This is a genomic window from Pseudarthrobacter sp. NPDC092419 (assembly GCF_044755045.1).
GTDB lineage: Bacteria > Actinomycetota > Actinomycetes > Actinomycetales > Micrococcaceae > Arthrobacter.
Genome location: NZ_JBIVQF010000001.1, coordinates 699,517 through 717,655 on the forward strand (window position 1 = coordinate 699,517; position 18,139 = coordinate 717,655).

General features: G+C 67.5%; 17 protein-coding genes and 2 riboswitches. Of the genes, 7 read left to right on the forward strand and 10 right to left on the reverse strand.

The window, feature by feature from the left end; genetic code table 11:
- Nucleotides 1-78: 78 nt before the first annotated feature.
- The 4 genes from ACIQC0_RS03135 to ACIQC0_RS03150 all read right to left on the reverse strand — a co-directional run bounded on the left by ACIQC0_RS03135 (nucleotide 79) and on the right by ACIQC0_RS03150 (nucleotide 3,933).
- Nucleotides 79-837, reverse strand: coding sequence for an NlpC/P60 family protein (locus ACIQC0_RS03135; RefSeq protein WP_377214978.1), 759 nt, complete (start codon nucleotides 835-837; stop codon nucleotides 79-81).
- 152 nt (nucleotides 838-989) lie between these two features.
- Nucleotides 990-1,646 carry a C40 family peptidase gene (locus ACIQC0_RS03140; RefSeq protein WP_377214977.1) on the reverse strand — a complete coding sequence of 219 codons (657 nt, stop codon included), beginning with the start codon at nucleotides 1,644-1,646 and terminating at the stop codon, nucleotides 990-992.
- Between the two features lie 71 nt (nucleotides 1,647-1,717).
- A riboswitch (cyclic di-AMP (ydaO/yuaA leader) is annotated at nucleotides 1,718-1,916 on the reverse strand.
- Between the two features lie 114 nt (nucleotides 1,917-2,030).
- Nucleotides 2,031-2,852, reverse strand: coding sequence for a M23 family metallopeptidase (locus ACIQC0_RS03145; RefSeq protein WP_400532520.1), 822 nt, complete (start codon nucleotides 2,850-2,852; stop codon nucleotides 2,031-2,033).
- Between the two features lie 12 nt (nucleotides 2,853-2,864).
- Nucleotides 2,865-3,102: riboswitch (cyclic di-AMP (ydaO/yuaA leader) on the reverse strand.
- A 120-nt stretch (nucleotides 3,103-3,222) separates the two neighbouring features.
- A complete protein-coding gene (locus ACIQC0_RS03150) occupies nucleotides 3,223-3,933 on the reverse strand; it encodes a metal-dependent transcriptional regulator (protein WP_377214976.1) in 711 nt (236 codons plus the stop codon).
- Nucleotides 3,934-4,206: 273 nt separating this feature from the next.
- On the opposite strand from ACIQC0_RS03150, the gene serC reads away from it, so the two are divergent.
- Complete coding sequence (serC, locus tag ACIQC0_RS03155) at nucleotides 4,207-5,337, forward strand: phosphoserine transaminase (RefSeq protein WP_400532522.1); 1,131 nt, start codon at nucleotides 4,207-4,209, stop codon at nucleotides 5,335-5,337.
- Nucleotides 5,338-5,420: 83 nt separating this feature from the next.
- Here the strand turns inward: serC and ACIQC0_RS03160 are convergent, their stop codons facing one another.
- Together ACIQC0_RS03160 and ACIQC0_RS03165 are read right to left on the reverse strand one after the other, a co-directional pair.
- Nucleotides 5,421-5,927 carry a DUF3027 domain-containing protein gene (locus tag ACIQC0_RS03160; protein ID WP_400532524.1) on the reverse strand — a complete coding sequence of 169 codons (507 nt, stop codon included), beginning with the start codon at nucleotides 5,925-5,927 and terminating at the stop codon, nucleotides 5,421-5,423.
- Nucleotides 5,928-5,933: 6 nt separating this feature from the next.
- Entirely contained in the window at nucleotides 5,934-6,317 is a 384-nt protein-coding gene (locus ACIQC0_RS03165; RefSeq protein ID WP_377214973.1) for a cold-shock protein, read from the reverse strand.
- A 207-nt stretch (nucleotides 6,318-6,524) separates the two neighbouring features.
- On the opposite strand from ACIQC0_RS03165, the gene ACIQC0_RS03170 reads away from it, so the two are divergent.
- From ACIQC0_RS03170 to ACIQC0_RS03195, 6 genes are all read left to right on the forward strand, one after another.
- Nucleotides 6,525-6,758: a hypothetical protein gene (locus tag ACIQC0_RS03170; protein WP_377214972.1), complete on the forward strand. Its 234-nt coding sequence runs from the start codon at nucleotides 6,525-6,527 to the stop codon at nucleotides 6,756-6,758.
- Between the two features lie 10 nt (nucleotides 6,759-6,768).
- Nucleotides 6,769-9,258, forward strand: a complete 2,490-nt coding sequence (locus ACIQC0_RS03175; RefSeq protein ID WP_400532527.1) for a helicase-associated domain-containing protein — start codon at nucleotides 6,769-6,771, stop codon at nucleotides 9,256-9,258.
- A gap of 13 nt (nucleotides 9,259-9,271) precedes the next feature.
- Nucleotides 9,272-10,918 (forward strand): DNA repair helicase XPB, encoded by a 1,647-nt coding sequence (locus ACIQC0_RS03180; protein ID WP_400532529.1) that lies wholly within the window; start codon nucleotides 9,272-9,274, stop codon nucleotides 10,916-10,918.
- 53 nt (nucleotides 10,919-10,971) lie between these two features.
- Nucleotides 10,972-11,682 (forward strand): response regulator transcription factor, encoded by a 711-nt coding sequence (locus ACIQC0_RS03185; protein ID WP_377214969.1) that lies wholly within the window; start codon nucleotides 10,972-10,974, stop codon nucleotides 11,680-11,682.
- 2 nt (nucleotides 11,683-11,684) lie between these two features.
- Entirely contained in the window at nucleotides 11,685-13,127 is a 1,443-nt protein-coding gene (locus ACIQC0_RS03190) for an ATP-binding protein (protein WP_377214968.1), read from the forward strand.
- A 112-nt stretch (nucleotides 13,128-13,239) separates the two neighbouring features.
- Nucleotides 13,240-13,527 carry a WXG100 family type VII secretion target gene (locus tag ACIQC0_RS03195; RefSeq protein ID WP_400532532.1) on the forward strand — a complete coding sequence of 96 codons (288 nt, stop codon included), beginning with the start codon at nucleotides 13,240-13,242 and terminating at the stop codon, nucleotides 13,525-13,527.
- A gap of 42 nt (nucleotides 13,528-13,569) precedes the next feature.
- Here the strand turns inward: ACIQC0_RS03195 and ACIQC0_RS03200 are convergent, their stop codons facing one another.
- From ACIQC0_RS03200 to ACIQC0_RS03215, 4 genes are all read right to left on the reverse strand, one after another.
- Nucleotides 13,570-14,568 carry an RNase H family protein gene (locus tag ACIQC0_RS03200; protein WP_400532534.1) on the reverse strand — a complete coding sequence of 333 codons (999 nt, stop codon included), beginning with the start codon at nucleotides 14,566-14,568 and terminating at the stop codon, nucleotides 13,570-13,572.
- A gap of 185 nt (nucleotides 14,569-14,753) precedes the next feature.
- Nucleotides 14,754-16,388 carry a chaperonin GroEL gene (gene groL / locus ACIQC0_RS03205; RefSeq protein ID WP_015936112.1) on the reverse strand — a complete coding sequence of 545 codons (1,635 nt, stop codon included), beginning with the start codon at nucleotides 16,386-16,388 and terminating at the stop codon, nucleotides 14,754-14,756.
- Nucleotides 16,389-16,671: 283 nt separating this feature from the next.
- Nucleotides 16,672-17,907 (reverse strand): ABC transporter substrate-binding protein, encoded by a 1,236-nt coding sequence (locus ACIQC0_RS03210; RefSeq protein WP_400532536.1) that lies wholly within the window; start codon nucleotides 17,905-17,907, stop codon nucleotides 16,672-16,674.
- Nucleotides 17,904-18,119, reverse strand: coding sequence for a cold-shock protein (locus ACIQC0_RS03215; protein WP_400532538.1), 216 nt, complete (start codon nucleotides 18,117-18,119; stop codon nucleotides 17,904-17,906). Before ACIQC0_RS03215 ends, ACIQC0_RS03210 begins: the two co-directional genes overlap by 4 nt.
- Nucleotides 18,120-18,139: the final 20 nt, after the last annotated feature.

The window sequence follows — 18,139 nt, forward strand, 5'->3', positions numbered from 1 at the left end:
CACGCAAAAGCCCTCCCCCGTGAGGAGGAGGGCTTCTGGTGAGCTGTCGGCTGCCGGTGTCGCCGGCCGAGGCCGATGCTAGTCGACGCGGATGAAGACGGGGCCGGAGCCAACGTTCGCGCTGAAGACCACGGTCTGGTTGCCGTTGTAGCCGCCGTGCACTGCCTGGCCGTTGCCGGCGTAAACAGCGATGTGGGCTACGCCCGCGCCGCCGTCGGCGTAGTAAATGAGGTCACCGGGCTGCGCTTCGGCTGCGCTGACCGTGCGGCCCAGGGAGAGGTAGCCGGCAGGCCAGTCATGGAAGTTGATGCCCACGGCGGCCAGGGAGTTGGTCACCAGCATGGTGCAGTCCTGGCTAACACCAAGCTGGGCGTATGCAGCGGAGAGGATGGCTGCACCCTTGCCGCTGGCGGAAGCCTTCGGGGCCGCCGGCGCGGAAGCCGTCACCGTGGCCGTCACCGGCGCTGCTGCCTCGGGCTCGGGAGCCGGCTCGGCTTCCTGCACCTCGACAACGGGCTCTTCCTCCACAACGGGAGCAGCTTCGGTGGTGATGGCCGGCTTTTCGAAGCTGATGGAGATGGTGGACGCCGCCGAAATGGGCGCATCCACAGCGGACTCGACTGTCAGGGCCGAAGCCGGGGCCGAATCGCGCTGGACGTTGGAGTCCGCAGCGTTGGCTGCGACGCCGCTGGTCAGGACAAGGCCGGAGGCGGCAGCGATGACTGCGGCCTGGCGGCCCATGCCGCCGGCATTGTCGCCCACGGTCTTGGCAATGACAGCAAGCGAGTTGGTCTTGGTGACCTCGGCGCGGTGCCGTGCGGTAGCACGAGTAGTCATGTTCTCTCTTTCGATTTCCTCAAGACCGCTATTAACAGCCCAGGGGCTTGGCGTGCCGGGATCTTGGGGGTACCCCGGCACCTCCCAAACGGGGATGTGCTGATTGGCGAAATACGTGTTTGAACCGGGCCTGCGGGCAGGCCCTCCTGAAACTACGGGTTGAGCGTGTAGTACACCGAGGAGCCGGTGGCGGCCACGGCGTGCAACAGGGTGCCCTGGCTGGGGTTCAGTGCGCTGACCATCATGCCGTTGCCAACGTAGATGCCCACGTGGGCACCACCGTTCTGCACCACCAGATCGCCCGGCTTGGGGGCGGCAGTGGGGGTCATGATGGACCATGCGTTGACGCGGGGGATGCTGATGCCGGCCTGGGCGTAGACCCACTGCGTGAAGCCCGAGCAGTCCCAGCCATTGGGAGAGGTGCCGCCCCAGACGTACGGGCGGCCAATGCCGGTGTAGGCGATACCGGCGATGCCGGAGGTGGAAGCGCCGGCAACTGCGCTTGATGCAGTCTCAGCGGCGGAGTCCGTGGTGGACTCCTCTTCCTCGGAGGTGGACTGCACCTGGACCGGCTCGATCTCCGGAGCAGCGGTGGTCTTGACCACCGGACGCTCGAAGGAAACCGTGGCGGTGGGGGCGGCCATGACGGCGGCGTTCTGCGCTCCGGACTCGGTGGAGGCCGAAATACCAGCGGTGGTGTCCGCTGCCGTGGCCGGCAGGCCCATGGTCAGAATGAGGCCCGAAGCTGCTGCTACGACTGCGGCCTGGCGGCCCATGGTCCCCGCATTGGCGCTAACGGCCTTGGACACGGAGCCCAATGGGTTGGTGCGCACCGTTTGCGCACGGTGGCGCGCAGAATTATGACGTGAAGACACGAAGGATAGCCTCTCCCAGTGCCTGCGAGGTGAGCTGTCGGATTCGGATGGGAGTCACCCGGCCGCGCGCTTCCTAGGAAGCTTTTACGGCTTAACCCCAAGGCCTTCCCACAAACAGAAGGCCAAAATTGGTTCCCCCGCCCCTGCCAGACGATGAAATGCGAACGGACCTTGAGCGGTGGCAGAGTTAGGCAATCCACTCAAGAGCGTCAACTTCGGAAAAGTTGACGCGTGTACGACGGTACAGGAATTAATAACCAATGTCACATTAAGGTCACGGGGCCTCAGCGTGTTGCGAGAGTAAACCCTCAGTTCCGGCTAAAGCCAGCCGGTGGGATCGACAACCTCGCCGTTGACCTGCACCTCGAAGTGGAGGTGGCAGCCGGTGGAGGCGCCGGTGGTTCCGCTGTAGGCGATGACATCGCCACGGCCCACAGTCTGCCCCTCTTGGGCGTTGAAGCCGGAGAGGTGGTTGTAGGTCGTCTCAAGTCCGTTTCCGTGGTCAATGACGACGCGGTTGCCGCCCCCGAAGTCGTGCCAGCCCACGAAGGTCACGGTACCGGTGGCGGCCGCCAGCACAGAGGTGCCGCACTGGGCCGCGAAGTCTTCGCCGCGGTGGAAGTCGCCGTAGCCTCCGGTGATGGGGCTCACGCGGTAACCGAACGGGGAGACCATGGTCAGGCTGGCCAAGGGTGCCCCCAGGCTGCCGACAGAGGCGGCGCGGGAGACGGCGCCGGCAGACTGGGCGCTCAGGAGCTGTTTCAGCTTGCCGTCCGGGTCCGCCTTGGTCACCACGGCGGAGCGGCTGAAGTCGATGCGGGCTCCCGCTTCGGCGGAGATTTCCGGCTGCTGCGCAGGCTGGGCGGCAACGGCGGGCACTACGTCCGGGGTACTGGTAGCCATCACGGGGCTGGTGGACGGGACAGTCACGGTGAGGACGAGGCCGGTGGCCGCCAGGGCGATTCCGGCTTTCTGCCCGATACCGCTCGCCGATGCGAACTCCGTGATCTGCCGGAAGGGGCCGCGCCGGCGGCGGGCTTCACGGTGGGGATCGCGGGGGCGCTCCGCGGAGATGACTTCCACAACCCGGGGGGTCGGTGAGGGGCCCGCAGCGCGGCGCCGGCCCCTGGAGGTCTGCATGCTCAAAAGAAGGTTTCCTCTCTGGAAAGCCTGCGAAGTTAGCTGTCGGATTCGGGTCAGAGAGTTCAAAGACCCGGTCCGCCGTAAGCAAACTTCTGCACAGAGCTATCCCGGGAGGATTTGCTGGAGAGGCTTGCTGCTGACGGACTTCACCCCAAGGCAGCCCCCGCTGCCGGTTGTGGTTCCCCCGCCTCTGCCAGTAAATGACTCGTGCACCTGATCCGCTGGCAGAGCTCGGCTCCGGATCAGGTAACGCTTGTGTATCAACGCTCGGGTTTTAACTATAGGGGCTTAAGCCCGTCAGTAACAATTCCGTTATAACCGTGTGGGCCGGGCCACGGCGGGGTACTAAGCGACTCGCGCAGTGCCACTAAACCACGGTGACGAAGACGTGCGCGGCCACCTCGGGCGGCAGTTCGAGTGCGCCCTCAATCCCCGGTACCCGTACCGAGATGTAGTCCCCTACCCGTTCCAGCGATACCTTGGCGCCGGGCCGGATTCCGCCCTCATCGAGCTGAAGGAGGAGTTCGGGCTCCACCTGGATGGGTTCGGCAAGCCGGCTGACGACCACGGCGGAAGCGGGCTGGTAGCCCTTCATCGCTTCGAGCAGGCTCACGGCGCCGTCAGGGGCTACCGGGCCGCTGCCGGCGGCCGCCGGCTGGTCGCCGAGGGCGTCGAGGCCCGGAATAGGGTTGCCGTACGGGGACTCCGTGGGGTGGTTGAGCAGTTCGTAGATCCGCCGCTCCACCCGCTCGCTCATGACGTGCTCCCAACGGCACGCTTCGTCGTGGACGTACGCCCAGTCCAGGCCGATGACGTCTGCCAGGAGCCGTTCGGCCAGCCGGTGCTTGCGCATGACTTCGGTGGCCCGCTTGCGGCCGGTCTCGGTGAGTTCAAGGTGCCGGTCACCGGAGACCACCACAAGTCCGTCGCGTTCCATCCTGCCGATGGTCTGCGATACCGTGGGGCCCGAGTGGCGCAGGCGCTCCGCGATCCGGGCACGGAGGGCGACGATGTTCTCTTCCTCAAGCTCCAGGATGGTGCGAAGGTACATCTCCGTAGTGTCGATCAGATCCGTCATCAAGCTCAGCTCCTCGAGCGCAGTACCTTGCGTTGTCCCACCGTAACGCCTTCAGCCGGGCGTGGTCCGGTGAAAAGCTTAGCCTATTTTGAATTTGTCCGAATAGTCGCCCGGGGGCTGCCGGCTGCCTGTCTCACTTGCTGGACTATGACGCACGCGGTTCCTGCCGGAACTCCCGTTCAGGCAGAATAAGGAGGGCCTGAGCCACCGCAGCCGGCCGCAGGCCAATCATCCGCCCGGACCATGCGCGTCCATGCCGAAACTGGAGCACCTGTGAGCGACAACAGCATCACTATTCCCGCCGACCTCCTGCCCGCGGACGGACGGTTCGGCGCCGGTCCTTCCAAGGTCCGCCAGGAACAGATCGATGCATTGTCCGCGGCTTCGAAGTCCATCCTTGGCACCTCGCACCGGCAGGCCCCGGTGAAGAACCTCGTAGGCTCCGTCCGGGAAGGCCTCAGCAGCTTCTTCCGCGCACCGGAGGGCTATGAAGTGGTTCTCGGCGTCGGCGGTTCCACCGCGTTCTGGGACGTCGCCACGTTCGGCCTGGTGGAACAGAAGGCCCAGCACCTCTCCTTCGGCGAGTTCGGCTCCAAATTCGCGGCCGCCACCAACAAGGCTCCGTTCCTGGACGCCTCATCCATCATCAAGTCCGAGCCCGGCACCCGCCCGGCGCCGCAGGCCGAAGCGGGCGTGGACGCGTACGCCTGGCCGCAGAACGAGACCTCCACCGGCGTCTACGCACCGGTTAAGCGCGTCGCAGGCGCCGACGAAGGCGCCCTGGTCCTGGTGGACGCCACCTCCGCCGCCGGAGGCCTGGACGTGGACGTGACCGAAAGCGACGTCTACTACTTCGCCCCGCAGAAGAACTTCGCCTCCGACGGCGGCCTCTGGCTGGGTCTCTTCTCCCCCGCCGCCATCGAGCGCGCGGCCCGCGTGAAGGCAAGCGGCCGCTGGATCCCCGACTTCCTGGATCTGCAGACGGCCATCGACAACTCGCGCCTGAACCAGACCTACAACACCCCGTCGCTGTCCACGCTGGTGACGCTGGACTCGCAGGTGCAGTGGCTCAACGCCAACGGCGGCCTTGACTTCGCCGCCTCGCGCACCGCGGATTCAGCGGGACGGATCTACAGGTGGGCCGAGGCTTCGGACTTCGCCACGCCGTTCGTCGTCAACCCGGACGAGCGTTCCAACGTCATCGCCACCATCGACTTCGACGATTCGGTGGATGCCGCCCAGGTGGCGAAGATCCTGCGCGCCAACGGCGTCGTGGACACCGAGCCATACCGCAAGCTGGGCCGCAACCAGCTGCGCCTCGCCACGTTCGTGGCCATCGAGCCCGCGGACGTCACCGCGCTGCTGGCCAGCATCGACTATGTAGTGGAGCGCCTGCGCAAGTAGCAGCGCAAGCGTTTAAGTACGACGGCGGCGCCCGGGTTCATCCCGGGCGCCGCCTTTGTCGTGATGCCGGAAGGTCGTAGCCGCTACGGTGCAGCAGCCCCGCCCTCCGGTGCGTCGTCGTCGTCCGCGTCAGCTCCGGCGGCCGGCGCGGAAGGTTCCTCCGCCGCCTCCTGCGGCTGTGATTCCTGTGGCTCCTGCTCCTGCGCGTCCTCGGGGCGGACACGTTCAGCCCACGGCACCCACTCTGGGGCGAGGATGGAGTCCTCGGACGGCAGCAGGCCCAACTCGTTCACAGTCACCGCCTTGGAACGCGAATTCCGGGTGAGCACGGCGTACCACTGCCAGCCGGCGTATCCGGGGAGCTTCGACTCGAACAGGTGGGTGACCAGCCGGTCGCCCTCGCTCTTGGCGGCGAGGTGCTCGCCGATAGTCCGGGCGTCCGTAATGCCCTCGATGGCCGTCCTGGCAGTGTCCACGGCAGCGGCCAGGAAGGCGTCCGGCTTGCCGGTACGCCACACCGGGACGCCGGCGCGGCGCTTGGCAGCGGCCTTCGCCGGCGCCGCCTGGGGCTGTTCAGCTTCCGGGTTCATCTGGGCCTAGACGTCCAGCTCGTCGGCAACCTTACGCAGGGCGGCAGCGATGGCCTTGCCCTTGTTGCCTTCCGGGTACTTGCCCTTCGAGAGGGTGCCGGACAGGTTGTCCAGCACGGACACCAGGTCCTGGACCAGGGGTGCAAGGTCCCGTGCGCTGGGCCGCTTGGCCTTGGCGATGGACGGCGTCTTGTCCAGCACGCGCAGGCCGAGCGCCTGGGCGCCCTTCCGGCCGTCCGCGACGCCGAACTCCACGCGGGTGCCGGCCTTCAGCTCAGTAACGCCCTCAGGGAGCGACGATTTGGGCAGGAAGACTTCCTGGCCGTCTTCGCCGGCGAGGAAGCCGAAGCCCTTTTCCTTGTCATACCACTTGACCTTGCCGGTAGGCACGTAATCAACCTTCTTCGTTCTGCGTTCTCGGGACACGGCCGGCCGTCACCGCATCCGCAGCGTTGTGCGGGTTTAAGGTATGGCGGCTGCGGACCGTGTTGGTCTGTATCCTCCAAGGTTATCCTGCCCGGTGCCCTAATCCCGCTTTCCTCCGGCGCGGGCGAGGGCGTTCACGGCCGCCCCTTCCTCCGCTGTAGCGTTACCTGCATGACACCCTCGCGCTACCGGCGTCCGTTGATGATCCTGGCCGGCGTTATCGCCGTGCTGTCCCTTGCCGCCGTGGCCGCCGTCATGGCTTTTGCTTTCGCCGGCTCCGCTTCCCCTGCGTGGATCACGTATACGGCGTTGTATGGGCTGCCGGCCGCGTTCCTGGTGATGCTGTTCCTGGTTCTGGACAGCGTGGCCGCCCGCCGCCGGGCGGGAAAGCCCGGCCAGCGGTAACGTTGGACTGATGTCCCTTATTCGCGCGCTCAGCAAGGACCTTGCGGGCCGCAGCGACGACGCGCTGCGGGCCCTGTTCACCGCGCGGCCGGACCTCATCTCCCCACCCGTCCCCGACTTCGCCGCCCTCGCCGCCCGCGCGAGTGCGCGTGTCAGCGTGCAGCGCGCCCTCGAGCGGCTCAGCCGGCCTCAGATGCAGGTGCTGGAAACGCTGCATCTGTGCACCAACACCGATACCGGGCACAGCGCGTGCGCCGCAGGGCTCCGTAAACTGATCGCCGGGTCCACGGTGGCCGTGGTGGAGCAGATCCTGGGCTCGCTGCAGGACCTGGCGCTGGTGCACCGGGCAGAGCCGCCGCACGGCGTTCCAGTCCCGTCGGCGCGGCAGCGGTTCTACCTTCCGGTGGGCAGCCTGAAGGACGTGGTGGGCATCTACCCTGCAGGCCTGGGCCGGAGCTACACGGAACTGGTCCGGCTCCAGCCGGCCTTTGCGCAGCGTGCCGTCCAGCTGGTCTCGGAGCTGCACCGCAGTGGCGTTGCCATCCAGGAAGCCACCACACCCATGGACGCGGCGCTCGCGTTGCAGCACTGGACGTCATCGCCGGCGGCGCTCCAGGACATCCTCGCCAGCGCGCCGGAACGCACGACGGCGTTGCTCGCCAAATTCCGGAACTGGGCCATGGGTGCGGTCCCCCAGGCGCAACGGAAAGCGTCCGTGCTCACCGAGCCCGCCGACGTCGGGCCCGTGGACTGGCTGCTGGCGCGCGGACTGTTGGTGCCGCTGGACGCGGCGCACGTGGAACTGCCGCACAGCGTCGGGGTGTCGCTGCGGGGCGGGGCCATCATTGACGACTTCACCCTCGCACCTCCGGTTCCCCGCCTTGGGACGACCACCGCGGCGCTGCGCCGGAACGCGGCCCTGGGCGCCATAGCAGAGACCCTGCGGCTGGCAAGTGAGCTGCTCCAGGCAGTCCGGGACCAGCCACTGGCCACGCTGCGCAGCGGCGGCGTGGGGGTCCGTGAACTGCGCAGGCTGGCCGAGCAGCTCCGGGTGGACCAGCCGCGGGCAGGCGTGCTGCTGGAGCTGTGCGGGCTGGCCGGACTGATCCGGCTGGACGTGGATTCCTCGTCGTGGGTCCAGCCTCCGGAGCTGGAGTGGCTGGCCTTGCCCCGGCAGGAACAGTGGCTGTGGCTGGTCAATGCGTGGCTGGCCAGCGAGCGCGTCCCCTCGCTGGTGGGGCAGCCGATCAGCGGGCCGGGTGCCGCGCAGCGGACAGCGTCCGGGAGCAGCATCGTGGCCCTGTCCGCCGAAGCTCAGCGGCCGGACGCCCCCGTGGTCCGCAAGCGCATCCTGGAAATCCTCCATGAGCTCACCACCGAGGCAGCCGGATCGGATTCCGGAGGCGGGGCCGCGCCGGTGCTCGACGCCGCCGCGGTGCTGCAGCGGGCAGAGTGGTCCCAACCCCGGATGGCCCGCCGCTTCAGTTCGCTGATCCGCGGGGTCCTGGTCGAGGCCGAGCTGCTGGGGCTGGTGGGTTCCGGCGCCCTGAGCCAGCTGGGCAGCGCGCTGGCGCAGGACGACCCGGATGCAGCGCTGGCGATCCTGGGCGAGCATCTGCCGGCGGAGCTGAACCACGTGCTCCTGCAGGCGGACCTCACCGCCGTGGCGCCGGGCTACCTGTCTCCCGCGCTGGCGGGCAAGCTCCAGGTGATGGCCGACGCCGAGGGGCAGGGTCCCGCCACCATCTACCGGTTCTCCGTGGATTCGGTCCGCCGGGCCCTGGATTCGGGTTACGACGCGGCAGGGCTGCTGGGGTTCCTGCGCGAGCATTCCGCCACAGCGGTCCCGCAGCCGCTCCAGTACCTGGTGGAGGATACTGCCGCCCGCCACGGAAGGCTGCGGGTGGGCCAGGCCGCCAGCTTCATCCAGAGCGAGGACGAGGCCGCGCTCGAGGAACTGCTGGCCGGGCCCAAGGCGGCGGCGCTCGGCCTGGTCCGGATCGCGCCCACCGTGCTGCTGTCCATGGCCGCACCCCGTGACACTGCCCATGCCCTGCGCAGTCTGGGCCTGTCCCCCGCGGTGGACGGCATGGAGGACCCCACGCTGCGCCTGCGCAAGGCTCCCGCTCATCAGCACGGCGCCCGCCCGGTCTATACGGCCCCCGGCATGGCTCCCCCGGCTGAGGACGTGGACGCCCAACTGGCCGTGCTGCGCCAGGCCGGTTCCGTCGTCGTCGGTCCTTCCTGGAACGGAATGCGGGCCGGCGGCGAGGCCGCCACCCAGCTGGGGCTGGAGACGCTGCAGCGCGCCATCCGGCTCAAGCAGCGGATCAGCATGAACGTGGTGGACAGCCTGGGGAATGCCAGCCTGGAAATTGTTGTTCCGCTATCACTGAGCGGCGGACGCGTCCGGGTGTTCGATCCTGCCAAGGAAACCGAGCGCGTACTGTCCGTCCACCGGATCATCGACGTTGAAGCCGCAGGGGAACTGCGGCAGTGAAGGACCTGCCCGCGTGAATGACGGACCCCTGATCGTCCAAAGCGACAAGACCATCCTGCTCGAAGTGGACCATGAGCTGGCCACCGAGGCCCGGCACGCCATCGCGCCGTTCGCCGAACTGGAACGGGCGCCCGAGCACATGCACAGCTACCGGCTGACCCCGCTGGGCCTATGGAACGCCCGGGCGGCTGGACTGGACGCCGAAAAAGTGCTGGACACCCTCCTGAAGTACTCCCGTTTTCCGGTGCCCCACTCGCTCCTGGTGGATGTCGCCGAAACAATGTCCCGCTACGGGCGGCTGCGGCTGGAAAAGGACCCCCAGCACGGTCTGGTGATGCGCACCGATGATTACCCCGTCCTGGAGGAAGTGGTCCGGGCCAAGAAGATCCAGCCGCTGCTGGGGCCCCGGATCGATGGCGAAACCGTGGTGGTCCACGCGTCGCAGCGGGGCCAGCTCAAGCAGCTGTTGCTGAAGATCGGCTGGCCGGCGGAGGACCTGGCCGGGTACGTGGACGGCACACCGCACCTGATCTCCCTGACCGAGGACGGCTGGAACCTGCGGCCCTACCAGCGGCTGGCCAGCGAAAACTTCTGGTCCGGCGGCAGCGGCGTGGTGGTCTTGCCCTGCGGCGCCGGAAAGACGCTGGTGGGCGCGGCCGCCATGGCCACCGGCTGCACCACCACCCTGATCCTGGTCACCAACACGGTGGCGGCGCGGCAGTGGAAGGACGAACTGCTCAAACGCACCACTCTTACCGAGGGTGAAATCGGTGAGTATTCCGGTGCCGTCAAGGAAGTCCGGCCCGTAACCATCGCCACCTACCAGGTGCTCACCACCCGGCGCGGCGGCGTGTACCCGCACCTGGAACTGGTGGACGGGCACGACTGGGGCCTGATCATCTATGACGAGGTGCACCTCCTGCCGGCCCCCATTTTCCGGATGACGGCGGACCTGCAGGCCCGGCGCCGGCTTGGCCTGACCGCAACCCTGGTCCGGGAGGACGGCCGCGAAGGCGAGGTGTTCAGCCTGATCGGTCCCAAACGGTATGACGCGCCGTGGAAGGACATCGAGTCGCAGGGCTACATTGCGCCTGCGGACTGCGTGGAGGTCCGGGTGGACCTGCCGCGGGACGAGCGGGTTGCCTACGCCATGGCGGACGACGCCGACAAATACCGGCTCTGTTCCACTTCAGAGTCCAAGACGGCCGTGGTGGAGCAGCTGGTGGCCCGGCATGCGGGCGAGCAGCTGCTGGTCATCGGGCAGTACATCGACCAGCTGGACGAGCTCGGCGAGCGCCTGGGCGCGCCCGTGATCAAGGGTGACACCCCGGTCAAGGTGCGGCAGAGGCTCTTCGACGCCTTCCGCGCCGGGGAAATGCAGACTCTGGTGGTGTCCAAGGTGGCCAACTTCTCGATCGACCTGCCGGAGGCTTCGGTGGCCATCCAGGTGTCCGGGTCCTTCGGGTCCCGGCAGGAGGAGGCCCAGCGGCTGGGCCGGCTGCTACGGCCCAAGAAGGACGGCCGGGCAGCCCGCTTCTACTCGCTGGTGGCCCGCGACACCCTGGACCAGGAATTCGCCGCCAAGCGCCAGCGATTCCTGGCCGAGCAGGGATACGCGTACCGGATCATGGACGCGAAGGACGTGCAGCTGCCTGGATAGTTCTCCCATGGAGCATCCAGAAAACTCCCAGAGTCTGGGAGCATGATGGGAGCATGAACAAGAACGGGCCCGAGGCGAAGCTCCTCGTTGTTGATGACGAACCCAACATCCGTGAGCTGCTGTCCACCTCCCTGCGCTTCGCGGGGTTCGAGGTGGTCTCCGCTGCGAACGGCCGCGATGCCTTGGCCGCGGCTGAAACGCACGCCCCCGACCTGGCGGTGCTGGACGTCATGCTGCCGGACATGGACGGTTTTACCGTGACCCGCCGACTCCGGGCCGCCGGAAAGCACTTCCCCGTCCTGTTCCTGACCGCCAAGGACGACACCGAGGACAAGGTCACCGGCCTCACCGTGGGCGGTGATGACTACGTCACCAAGCCCTTCAGCCTGGATGAGGTGGTGGCGCGGATCCGGGCCGTCCTCCGCCGCACCCAGCCGCGGATCGAGGACGATGCTGTCATCCGGGTGGATGACCTGGAGCTCGACGACGACGCCCACGAGGTGCGCCGTGGCGGCACCGTGATTGAGCTGTCCCCCACCGAGTTCAAGCTGCTGCGCTACCTGATGCTGAACCCCAACCGGGTGCTCTCCAAGTCCCAGATCCTGGACCACGTCTGGGAATACAACTTCAACGGCGACGCCTCCATCGTGGAGTCCTACATCTCCTACCTGCGCCGGAAGGTGGACATCGACCCCGCCGCCCCGGCATTGATCCAGACCAAGCGCGGCGTAGGCTACGTGCTGCGGACGGCAGAAAAGCGCTGACGTTGCTGGACCGCTGGAAGTCGGCCTCGCTGCGGACGCAGCTGGTGGCCATGATTATGGCCCTGCTCATTGTCGCGCTGACCGCGACCGGAGCGGGCACGCTGGCCCTGCTGCACAGTTACCTGCAGGCGCAGGTGGACGAGAAGCTGTACGCCGCAGTCGACCTGGCCCGAAAGCAGCGCTCCTTCACCCCGCTGCAGACGCCCAATCCGATGGTGCCCACGGACTACTCGCTGATCCTCTTCGCGCCCGGGGAGGACCCCTACCCGTTCGGCGGTGATGAGGAGAGCCGGCCGGACATCGACGCCATCACCGTTGAGCAGGCCCAGGCCCGGGGCGCTGTCCCCTACCAGGTGCGGGGTACGGACGGGCAGAACTGGCGCGTTGTCGCGGTCCCGGTCCAGAACGGCCAAACGACGGCGGTGGTTGCCATCGGGCTGCCGCTGCGGAGCGTGGACGATGTGCTCCAGCACGCCAGTCTGGTGGTTACGGGCGTGGGCCTGGTGACGCTGCTGCTGGCATCCCTGATTGCCAGCTGGACCGTGACCCGTGCCTTTCGGCCGTTGGCGCGCGTGGAGAAGACCGCCGCTGCTATTGCCGCCGGGGATCTCTCCCGCCGCGTGGACATGGAAAACCCGGGAACCGAGCTGGGCCGGTTAAGCAGTTCCCTCAACGCGATGCTGGCGCACATCGAGACGGCGTTCGCCGCCCGCACCGCATCGGAGGCAAGGATGCGACGGTTCGCGGCCGACGCATCGCACGAGCTGCGCACCCCACTGGTAACCATCCGGGGCTTCTCCGAGCTGTACCGGCACGGGGCGCTGGCCACCGACGAGGACGTGGCCACCGCCATGGGCCGGATCGAGAGCGAGGCCAAGCGCATGGGGTCCATGGTGGAGGACCTCCTGCTCCTGGCCCGCCTGGATGAACAGCGGCCGCTGCAGGAGAAGCCCGTGGACCTCCAGCTGCTGGCGCACGACGCCGTGGTGGACACCCAGGCCAGCGACCGGACGCGCGCCATTTCACTGACAGGGCTCGACGGCGGCCCGGCGGCTCCCGCTCCCGTGCTGGGTGACGAGGCGAAGCTTCGCCAGGTGGTGGGGAACCTGGTGGGCAACGCGCTGCGGTACACACCGGAGGGCAGCCCCATCGAGCTGGCGGTAGGCGTCCGGGAAGAGTCCGACGGCGGGCGCAGCTCAGTCATCGAGGTGCGGGACCACGGGCCGGGCATTTCAGGCGAGGACGCGGCGCGCGTCTTTGAACGCTTCTACCGGGCGGACACCTCGCGGACACGGGAAACCGGCGGCAGCGGCCTTGGACTGGCCATTGTGGCGGCGATCGTCGGGTCCCACGGCGGCACGGTGCGCGTGGAGGATACGCCGGGCGGCGGCGCCACCTTGGTGGTGTGCCTGCCGTTCAGCGAATCGCAGGTTATCCACATATAGGTTTTTGCCCTGGTGGGCCGGTGCGCCGCCTTCCTAGGCTCGTTGCAGCGGCCGGGAACCCCTCCGTGCCGCGCAGCGCAGGCTGCACCATACAGCGAAAGGGCAATGCGCCGTGAGCATCATTTCGGTGGACACCGAACTTCTCCAGCTGAAATCCGCCAACGTGCAGGCCACCATGGACAGGATCAGCGCTGATGTCCAGGCCATGAAGTACGGCCTGGACGAGCTCCAGGGCTCGTGGCGCGGTTCAGCGGCCACCAACTTCCAGGCGCTCATCACGGAATGGACCATCACCCAGGGACGCGTCGAGGCGTCCCTGGCCTCGATCAACGCCGCCCTGGTGTCCGCAGCCCATACCTACGCGCAGGCTGAAATGGGCAACACGCAGCGCTTCAGCTGACCCCCGCGGAGCCGGCCGACTGCCGACCGCAGGCTGCCGGCTCTAGGCCTCGGGCGTCCCCTGGTGGAAACGCAGCCGCCAGCGGTCGCCGTCCAGCACCCACAGGGACGTCCGCAGGGTGGTGCCCGACCGGGCAAAGCTTCGGTACGTCAGCAGGACAGCGCTGGTGCCGATGCGGTCCGAAGACAGCACTTCGATCTCCGTCCGCTCCCCGGGGTCGTCCTCCAGCGCCATCATCATCGCATCCCGGGCCCACACACGGCCCGAGCTGCCAATCTCCATGAAATCGGGATGCAGCAAAACAGCCGTACGGCCCATGTCGCCGCGCACCAGCGGGCCCAGCAGTTCCCGCTCCAGTTCCTCCACGAGGGCCTCGGGCGCTGCATGGGCCGGCTGCCCCGCGCCGGCCCCGAGCTCATCGTCCTCAAGCTGGCTGAAAAGGTCCGGAACATTGTAGTCCGCTGCACCTCGGGGCAGCGGCGTCGTGGACGCAGATGCGGGCGTAGCCGCCGGTGCGGGAGCGGTCGCAGAAGCAGGCGCGGTCGCCGACGCCGGCTGCGCCGCCTGCGGGTGGGCGCCCGGGAAGCCGGGGCCGGACCGGGCCGCGACGCCCTGCTGGTATGCGGTGGCGGCGGCACGGGCGCGCTCGTCGGCAGCTTCATTGAGGTCGTGCCCGGCGTGCCCCTTGACCCATTCGAAAGTGTATTTCCGGCCTGCCAGTTCCCGGTCGAGCTCCTTGAGCAGTTCGACGTTCAGCACGGGCTTGCCGTCAGCCTTCCGCCAGCCCTTGCGCTTCCAGCCCGGCATCCACTTGGTGATCGAGTTGATGACGTACTGGCTGTCACAGAGGATCCGCAGGTCTTCCCCGGGAACATGTGCCGTGGCCCGGAGCAGGTCCAGGACAGCCATCAGTTCGCCCTGGTTGTTGGTCCCGTGCGGCCAGCCACCGGCGCGCCAGCAGTCGTCATTCACATACCAGGCCCATCCGGCCGGGCCGGGATTTCCCAAGGCCGAACCGTCAGCCGCTGCAGTAATCGTCACTGCACTATCCTGCCAGACTCCGGTGACTGGCCATGGACACCCGCCCGCCTCTGATGCTCTATCAGTTCCCGTTGCCAACAGGCCCGCGAAGGGACCATAAGTGATAGAGCAAGGCGGCTTAAACGCCCGCGGCGGCCCCCACCGTTTGGTGAGGACCGCCGTCGTGCGTCGTGGGGAAACGGAGGCTAGAAGCCGCCCATGCCGCCCATGCCACCCATGTCGTCGCCGCCGGCAGGAGCAGCGTTCTTCTCCGGCTTGTCGGCAACTACTGCCTCGGTGGTGAGGAAGAGGCCAGCAATGGAGGCCGCGTTCTGCAGGGCAGAGCGGGTCACCTTGACGGGGTCGTTGACGCCGGCAGCCAGCAGGTCAACGTATTCGCCGGTAGCTGCGTTCAGGCCGTGGCCTGCGGGCAGGCCGCGGACCTTGTCCACCACAACGCCCGGCTCCAGGCCGGCGTTGAAGGCGATCTGCTTCAGCGGAGCGTCGATGGCAACGCGGACGATGTTGGCGCCCGTTGCTTCGTCGCCGGAGAGCTGCAGGTTGGCGAATGCCTTGGCGCCGGCCTGGATGAGGGCCACGCCGCCACCGGCGACGATGCCTTCTTCAACGGCTGCCTTGGCGTTGCGCACTGCGTCTTCGATGCGGTGCTTGCGCTCCTTGAGCTCAACCTCGGTGGCTGCACCGGCCTTGATGACTGCAACGCCGCCGGCCAGCTTGGCCAGGCGCTCCTGCAGCTTCTCGCGGTCGTAGTCGGAGTCGGAGTTCTCGATCTCGGCGCGGATCTGGGATACGCGGCCGGCGATCTGGTCTGCGTCGCCTGCACCTTCAACGATGGTGGTCTCGTCCTTGGTGACGACAACCTTGCGTGCCTGGCCCAGGAGTTCCAGGCCCGCGGTCTCCAGCTTGAGGCCAACCTCTTCGGAGATGACCTGGCCGCCGGTGAGGACGGCGATGTCGGCCAGCTGCGCCTTGCGGCGGTCGCCGAAGCCCGGAGCCTTGACGGCGACGGACTTGAAGGTGCCACGGATCTTGTTGACGATCAGCGTGGCCAGGGCCTCGCCCTCGATGTCCTCGGCGATGATCAGCAGCGGCTTGTTGGACTGCATGACCTTCTCCAGGACAGCAACCAGTTCCTTGACGTTGGAGATCTTGGAGTTGACGATCAGGATGTACGGGTCCTCGAGGACCGTTTCCTGGCGCTCAGCATCGGTGACGAAGTAAGCGGAGATGTAGCCCTTGTCGAAGCGCATGCCTTCGGTGAGCTCGAGTTCCAGGCCGAAGGTGTTGGACTCCTCGACCGTGATGACGCCTTCCTTGCCCACCTTGTCCAGGGCTTCGGCGATCAGGGCGCCGATTTCGTCGTCACCTGCGGAGATGGAGGCGGTGGCCGCGATCTCTTCCTTGGTTTCGATTTCCTTGGCGGAGTTCAGCAGTTCGGCGGTGACGGCGTCAACGGCCTTTTCGATGCCGCGCTTGAGGGACAGCGGGTCGGCGCCGGCGGCAACATTGCGCAGGCCTTCCTTGACCAGTGCCTGGGCCAGCACGGTGGCGGTGGTGGTACCGTCGCCGGCGACGTCGTCCGTCTTCTTGGCAACTTCCTTGACCAGCTCGGCGCCGATCTTCTCGTAAGGATCGTCCAGCTCGATCTCCTTGGCGATGGAAACGCCATCGTTGGTGATCGTGGGGGCGCCCCACTTCTTTTCGAGGACGACGTTGCGTCCACGCGGGCCGAGGGTGACCTTAACGGCGTCGGCGAGGGTGTTCAGGCCCCGCTCAAGGCCGCGGCGTGCCTCTTCATCAAATGCAATGATCTTGGCCATAACGGCAGTAGTCCTTTCGGGACAGTCGTTAAGAATGAACCTTCGCTGCAGTGCCCGCGACGGACGGTTCGTACCGGCGGCCTCTGTATGCCTCCGGAAACGGACCTCACTCCAGTTAGGTGTTTCTCGCTCCCCGCCCGGTGCCGCGCCGCCGGCCAGGCCGGCATTGCTTTAGCAGTCGGTACGTCAGAGTGCTAAGTCAATAATTAGCACTCCCCCGGTGAGAGTGCAAGCGAATGGCGCCGCGAAGCACGTCCCGTGGAGCGTTCTTCGCGGAGAGCGATCAGCTGCCTGCCTTGCCCGCCGTCTCAGTCCCGGTGGGCGCCGGGTTGTTGTCCGCGCCATAGGTGAAAACCATGAAGGAGGCGGAGGTGATGTCCCCGTTGGCGTCGAAGGCAACTGGGCCGGATTCGCCGTCGTAATTGATCTCTCCGCCGCCGGAAAGGCCGGCGAGGCATTCCTTGTACGCCGTGCACGCCGCTTCGGATCCGCCGGAGACAGCGATCAGGTTCGCGGCGATGGACCGGCCGGCGTCGTCCTGCGCACGGGCGGCGGCGAGCGCGGCAAGGGTCACGGCGTCGTAGGTTTCCACGGCGAAGGACATGTCCCGCAAGCCTTTGTCCACCTCAAGGATGCGGCCCTGGAAGCCTGCGGACGCCAGCCTTCCGGGGACCACCGCCCGTGCTCCGTCCAGCGCCGCGGCGGCCAGGCCCTGGCCGTACCGGGCGAAGGCACCGTCGCTGAGGATGATCCGGGAACCGTCCACCCCGGCGTTGTTCAGCTCTGCCAGGGCGCCCTGCGCCCCGTCGCGGGCCACGAGGATGACCGCACCGTCGGCGTCGCCGGCCTCGGCTGCGGCGGCTCCGGCGTCGCCCGCTTTGAAGGATGCGGTGGCTCCCACTTCCAGTCCCGCCTCCCCTGCCGCGCTTACGACGGCGGCGGACACGTCCCTGCCATAGGGCCCTTCCTGCTGCATCACCGAAATCCGGGCGGCGCCCGTTTCCTTGGCCAGTTTCACGAGGACCGGCGCTTGCGCCACGTCCGCCGCAGCGGTGCGGAAGTAGTAGCCGCCGCTCTTGGCGCTGCTCAGGCCGGCGGCCGTGTTGGCCGGCGAAACCAGGGGCGTCCGGGCACGCGAGAGGACGTCAATGGCCTCCGGGGCGTTGGCCGAATCCGTGGGGCCGATGACGACGTCCGCCTTGAGCGTGACGAAGGTGTTGGCCTGGGCCGCCGGGGTCTCGCCCGGCGTGGCGGGCAGCAGCTCCACGGGCCGGCCCTTGTGCCCGCCGCCGGCGTTGATTTCCCGGACGGCCAGTTCGGCGGCGGCGAGCTGGGGCGCGTTCAGGAAGGCGTTGTCACCGGTGTTGTCCAGAAGGAGGCCGATGCGCAGGATGCCGTCCCCGGATGCCTCCGAGGCCTCGGTCCGGGCGTTGCCGGGCACTCCCGCGCAGGCGGCTGTGGGCAGGGCGGTGCAGAGGGCTGCGGCAAATAGTGCGTTCCGCCTGAACCGGGGCGTCATTCGGCGGGCCGGACGCTTTCTGCCTGCGGGCCCTTCTCGCCTTCGCCGACTTCCAGTTCCACGCGCTGCCCTTCACCCAGCGCACGGTAGCCTTCGCCTTCGATGGCGGACCAGTGGACAAAGACGTCATCGCCCGAGCCGTCAACGGTGATGAAGCCGTAGCCCTTTTCAGCGTTGAACCACTTGACGGTTCCCAGTGCCATGATGACCATTCTTTCGGTTGAGTCCGGTG

Bases quoted from the DNA above. Each gene is read 5' to 3' on its own strand.
- ACIQC0_RS03135 (WP_377214978.1), bottom strand. From the start codon at position 837: ATGACTACTCGTGCTACCGCACGGCACCGCGCCGAGGTCACCAAGACC.
- ACIQC0_RS03145 (WP_400532520.1), bottom strand. From the start codon at position 2,852: ATGCAGACCTCCAGGGGCCGGCGCCGCGCTGCGGGCCCCTCACCGACC.
- ACIQC0_RS03150 (WP_377214976.1), bottom strand. From the start codon at position 3,933: ATGACGGATCTGATCGACACTACGGAGATGTACCTTCGCACCATCCTG.
- ACIQC0_RS03160 (WP_400532524.1), bottom strand. From the start codon at position 5,927: ATGAACCCGGAAGCTGAACAGCCCCAGGCGGCGCCGGCGAAGGCCGCT.
- ACIQC0_RS03170 (WP_377214972.1), top strand. From the start codon at position 6,525: ATGACACCCTCGCGCTACCGGCGTCCGTTGATGATCCTGGCCGGCGTT.
- ACIQC0_RS03175 (WP_400532527.1), top strand. From the start codon at position 6,769: ATGTCCCTTATTCGCGCGCTCAGCAAGGACCTTGCGGGCCGCAGCGAC.
- ACIQC0_RS03185 (WP_377214969.1), top strand. From the start codon at position 10,972: ATGAACAAGAACGGGCCCGAGGCGAAGCTCCTCGTTGTTGATGACGAA.
- groL (WP_015936112.1), bottom strand. From the start codon at position 16,388: ATGGCCAAGATCATTGCATTTGATGAAGAGGCACGCCGCGGCCTTGAG.
- ACIQC0_RS03210 (WP_400532536.1), bottom strand. From the start codon at position 17,907: ATGACGCCCCGGTTCAGGCGGAACGCACTATTTGCCGCAGCCCTCTGC.
- ACIQC0_RS03215 (WP_400532538.1), bottom strand. From the start codon at position 18,119: ATGGTCATCATGGCACTGGGAACCGTCAAGTGGTTCAACGCTGAAAAG.